The sequence below is a fragment of the Streptomyces sp. genome, assembly GCF_035644915.1.
Taxonomy (GTDB): Bacteria; Actinomycetota; Actinomycetes; order Streptomycetales; family Streptomycetaceae; genus Streptomyces.
Genome location: NZ_DASQNP010000251.1, coordinates 1 through 4,265, shown reverse-complemented (window position 1 = coordinate 4,265; position 4,265 = coordinate 1). Strand labels below are relative to the sequence as shown.

The 4,265-nt window shown below is 73.6% G+C and carries 4 protein-coding genes and 2 pseudogenes; 2 read left to right on the top strand and 4 right to left on the bottom strand.

Features of this window, described 5'->3' with window-relative positions; translation table 11 throughout:
* Positions 1-343: 343 nt before the first annotated feature.
* The 4 genes and pseudogenes from VE546_RS26720 to VE546_RS26715 form a co-directional block, all read right to left on the bottom strand.
* Positions 344-829 carry a hypothetical protein gene (locus VE546_RS26720; RefSeq protein WP_324926761.1) on the bottom strand — a complete coding sequence of 162 codons (486 nt, stop codon included), beginning with the start codon at positions 827-829 and terminating at the stop codon, positions 344-346.
* Between the two features lie 13 nt (positions 830-842).
* A pseudogene (locus VE546_RS28055) lies at positions 843-1,397 on the bottom strand (hypothetical protein); the annotation flags it as partial.
* Positions 1,398-1,412: 15 nt separating this feature from the next.
* Positions 1,413-1,526 (bottom strand): transposase, encoded by a 114-nt coding sequence (locus VE546_RS28050; protein ID WP_414720598.1) that lies wholly within the window; start codon positions 1,524-1,526, stop codon positions 1,413-1,415.
* Between the two features lie 75 nt (positions 1,527-1,601).
* Positions 1,602-2,804, bottom strand: coding sequence for an erythromycin esterase family protein (locus tag VE546_RS26715; protein WP_324926759.1), 1,203 nt, complete (start codon positions 2,802-2,804; stop codon positions 1,602-1,604).
* Positions 2,805-2,862: 58 nt separating this feature from the next.
* Here VE546_RS26715 and VE546_RS26710 point away from each other — a divergent pair, with 58 nt between their 5' ends.
* Positions 2,863-3,597 (top strand): TioE family transcriptional regulator, encoded by a 735-nt coding sequence (locus VE546_RS26710; protein WP_324926757.1) that lies wholly within the window; start codon positions 2,863-2,865, stop codon positions 3,595-3,597.
* Positions 3,598-3,994: 397 nt separating this feature from the next.
* Positions 3,995-4,265: pseudogene (locus VE546_RS26705) on the top strand (hypothetical protein); the annotation flags it as partial.

Here is a 4,265-nt window from a genome sequence, read left to right as displayed (position 1 = left end):
GCCGACCGGCGGATACGGGTAGCAGCCGTCGGGCTTCTGGTCGTCGGTGTCCCCGTCGGTCTCGTCGGAGGCGCAGCGGGCATAGCGGGACGGCAGTTCCAGGAAGGTCCACGGAGTGCGGACCATGATCCATCCGGCGATCGGCCCGGTCACGTCTCCCCGTCCGTGTGGGACGCCCAACGTGGCAGACACCTTGGCACGACCACGCGGCGACGGCCCCGTGGCCGGGGAAGGCGGTCTGCTCACCGGACAGCCTGCGGTTCTGAGAACGGGGGTGGAACCGACCGGTCATGCGGTTGAAGAGGCTGCGCCGGGCGGCGGCGCGCCGGTCTCCGTGTGCGCTTCAGCGGCCCCGGGCCGGCCGGGCGGCCAGCGCGGTCGGTGGAATCCCCAGCGCGTCCAGCCGGGACAGCAGCTCGGCTTCCTGCTCCGGGGTGACGGCCGTCCACAGGGCGGTCCCGGAGTCGCTGGCGCTGAAGACCAGCCGGTTCCCTCGCCAGCCCTCGGCGCCGATCGTGTACGGAGCCAGCCGCACCAGCACCTCGAACTGCTCGTCGTCGCGGACGTCGATGTCGATCCCCATCCCCGGGTCGGCGCGCGGGGAGCGGGAGCCGTGCTCCATCTCCTCCCGGGCCAGGGACAGCGCGCGTTCGTACCACGGCAGGACCTCGGGGGGCCAGGGGGCGTCGCTGTAGGCGTCGAGGTGGGCCGTGTCCAGGCCGGAGCGCAGCACACGCAGCGCCTCCCGGTGTACGAGCACCACCTCCGCAGGGCTCAGCCCGTCGACGAGGACGAGCTCGCGGCCCCGGCCGCTCTTCCGGTCGATCACATGCCTGACCTTCTCACGCGCTCACCAACCATGCGGCCCCAGGGCCTTGGGAGCTGGCTGCCGCGCACCTCCTGGTCCTTGCCGGCCAGGACGGCGGTGGAGCAGGGGCCGTCGGCGGCCTGACCGGAGGCAAGGGCAGCGGGCAGCGGCGGTCGGCGGCCGGGTGCACCGTGCCGGTCAGCCCGCCGCGGGAGCGGCCCGGCTCGGCGGTACGGAGCCGGTGGCGCCGCCGCAGACGGCGCCACTCCGCACGCTTCGCCTCCCCCTGCTCGTCCCGGCCGGTCACCGGGGCGTTTTGCCCCCTTGCCGGAGCCCTTTCCTCGGCGGCGGCCTGCTCCGGCGCCTGGAGCAGGCCGGGATCAACGGCCGTTCCGGCCGCGTGGTGGTGGGCCCGGGCCACGGTCGAGTCCACACTCACCAGGCCGGGGTCCGCCTGACCGCGCGACGCGCCCCCGGCGGCCACGGCTTCCATCAGGGCTGGGACGGCCCCGGCCCGGGCCCACAGGTGGAGCCGGCCGTAGACGGTGGACCACGAGCCGTACCGCTCGGGCACGTCCCACCACGGACTGCCGGTGCGGAACCGTCACATCACGCCGTCGACCAGCCGCCGCAGGCCGGGGACCGGGCCACGCTCGCCCAGCGGCAGATGCGGCTCGATCACCGCCCACTCGTCGTCCGTGAGATCACCCCGAGCCATCCCAGGTGTCCACCGTTCCGGCTCCGGCCGGGACGGCGGAACGGCCGGACCCGTGATCCGGACTCGGCACAGTCCCTAGCTCCGCAGGACGTCCTTGACGAACACGATGCCGTCGCTGTCCGCCAGGTGGGCCGGGTCAAGTGGGGCGTAGCCGAACCAGGGGGACACGCGGGGGGCGGGCCGCGTGTCGCCGAGGGCGGTGGCCAGTCGCGGGGCGTCGATGACGCAGCGGTCCTCCGGGAGCGCGTACAGGAGTCCTTCGAGGGTGTCCGGCGGCGGGGTGTCCACTCCCTGGTGCCGGATCGTGCCGAGGGCCGTGGCCACGAAGGCGTACCCCTCGCCCAGGTGGGCGTTCACGATCGCGCCGGCGCCCCACCACTCCAGCGGCATCCCGCCCATCCGCATCGAGCTCTTGCACCGCTGGAGATGGGAGTTGTGGGCGTACACCAGTACCGGGCCCCGTTCGGCGAGGGCGAGGAGGTTGTGGGCCATCATCAGGTCCCGCAGGCCCGCCAGCCGGGTCATGCGGTTCGGTGAGGTGTCGGCCATCCAGTAGTGGTAGCGCAGCAGGCCGGTGGCGGTGCGCCCGTACAGGCGGGCCCGGTCCCACTCCTCCCGCGGGGTCGCCGTGCTCAGGTGCGGCGTCTGCGCCTCCAGCAGCGCCACCAGGTCGTCGGCGAGCAGCCGCAGCCGACCGGCCTCGGCCGACCGCCCCACGGACCGGGACGGGTCCATCATCGCGGCGGGGCTGGTCCACCGGTCGTCGGCGCCGAGCAGGCGGTCGAGCGTGTCCGCGGTGCAGGGGAGCAGGTCCGCGTCCACCCGGTCCGCGAGGTAGCCGTGGAGTGCGGTGAGGGCCTGCCGGGGGCTCGCGGCGCCGGTGATCTCCAGCGGGCCGTCGAAGCCGGCGAAACGTACCTGCTCGGACGCGGGCCGGCCGTCGTTGTGGGCGCGCATCCAGCGCACGAGTTCGCGGTTGGCCGCGGAGGTGCCCCAGCCGTGGCTGAATCCGTGCTCCATGACCTCGTCGAGGGTGCCCGTGCCCGAGGTGACGTAGTCGTCCACGACCAGGCCCGCCATGCAGTCGCTCTCGATCGCGATCGTCCGGTAGCCCTCCTCCTCGACGAGTTGCCGGAAGAGTTCGTTGCGCAGGTCGAGCAGCACGTCCTCGCCGTGGGTGGGCTCGCCCAGGGCGAGCAGCCGCGGCCGGCCCGGGAGCAGCCTCATGACGGCGGCGGCCTCGACGGCCTGGGCGGTGTCCTTGATGCCAGTAACCATGCCTTCAACGGTATCGTTGAACCTTCGATTGAAACTTTTCCGCGATATCAGCAGGACCATGGGACGAAACCTTCAAAACGGCGAGCGGCTCAGGCCGGTTGATCTGGCGCGTGGGCACGGTCTGTCCACGCAGGCGATCAGGAACTACGAGGAGGCCGGCGTCCTTCCGGCCGCCGGTCGCACACCCCACGGCTACCGCGTCTACACCCCGCTGCACGCGCTGGCCCTGCGCGCGTTCCTCGCCCTGGTGCCCGGCCACGGCCACCAGACGGCGACGTCGATCATGCGGGCGGTGAACCAGGGTGCGGTCGAGGAGGCGTTCCGCCTCATCGACGAGAGCCATGCCCAGCTCCTCGACGACCGCCGGACCCTCCAGGCCGTGGAGAGCGCCCTCCGCGACCTGGAGCCCACCGCGGCGTTCGAATCCGAGGCGGCGGTGTCCGGTCCCGGCGGCACGTTCATCGGGCCGCTGGCGAAGGAGCTCGGCATCCGGCCCGCGACGCTGCGCGCATGGGAGCGTGCCGGGCTGGTGCGCCCCCGGCGCGACCCGCGGACCGGGTACCGCGTCTACGACGAGGCCGACGTGCGGGATGCCCGGCTGGCCCACCAGCTCAGGCGGGGCGGCTACCTGCTGGAGCAGATCGCCCCGCTGATCGCCCAGGTGCGGACGGCCGGCGGGCTGGAGCCGCTGGAGGCCGCACTGCGCGACTGGCACGGTCGGCTGTCCGCCCGCGGGCGGGCGATGCTGGCCGGGGCCGCCGAGCTGGAGACGTACCTCCGCGAGCGCGGATGAGACGTCGGTCGCCGGCCGTAGAGAACAGGCGTCACCAACGGTTCCGTCCCGGCCGGCCCGTCCGCCGATGCCGGTCCGGTCCCGGGCCGGGCCTTACGAGTTGATGCGCGATGGCGCTGGAGGCGTGAGGCCCCGAGCCGGGGCCCTGCCCGGTCGGTCGCGGTGCGGTCGGAGACGGGGCCGGAAACAGCAAGGGAGAGGCGGGCGGAGAGCCGCACCGGCACGTCCGGCAGGTCGGACTCCTCCAGCGCATGCGGCGCGAGGTGTGCTCGTGACGGGCCTGCTCCCGCGCTTGGTGAACGCAGGGCAGGCGACCTCGCCGCACGTTCACCGAGCGAGGTGGCCGCCTGCCCGGGATGGCCGCACCCACCTGTTCCGCACCGGTGAACTCGGTTCCGTGGAACCGGACCGCCACGGAGCCGAGCTGCTGTTCCAGGTCCCGACCGAACTCAAGGCGAAGGACAACGTCGCCATCGCCTCCCACGAGTCCTTCGGCGGCTTGACCAGGGCCTTCACGGACCCCGCCCCTGCGCGGCCGTCGTCGGCCGCTTCGCCTTCGACGGCACCGTCATCGGGACCGGCACCGACTCCCACCGGCTCGCCGGCACCCGGGCCCGGGCTCGGGCTCGGGCCGGACGGATTCAAGCCGGCTGACGAGACGTGCCCGC

Excerpts from the sequence above, each read along its gene's own strand:
- VE546_RS28050 (WP_414720598.1), bottom strand. The coding sequence starts at position 1,526 with ATGGCTCGGGGTGATCTCACGGACGACGAGTGGGCGGTGATCGAGCCG.
- VE546_RS26715 (WP_324926759.1), bottom strand. The coding sequence starts at position 2,804 with ATGGTTACTGGCATCAAGGACACCGCCCAGGCCGTCGAGGCCGCCGCC.
- VE546_RS26710 (WP_324926757.1), top strand. The coding sequence starts at position 2,863 with ATGGGACGAAACCTTCAAAACGGCGAGCGGCTCAGGCCGGTTGATCTG.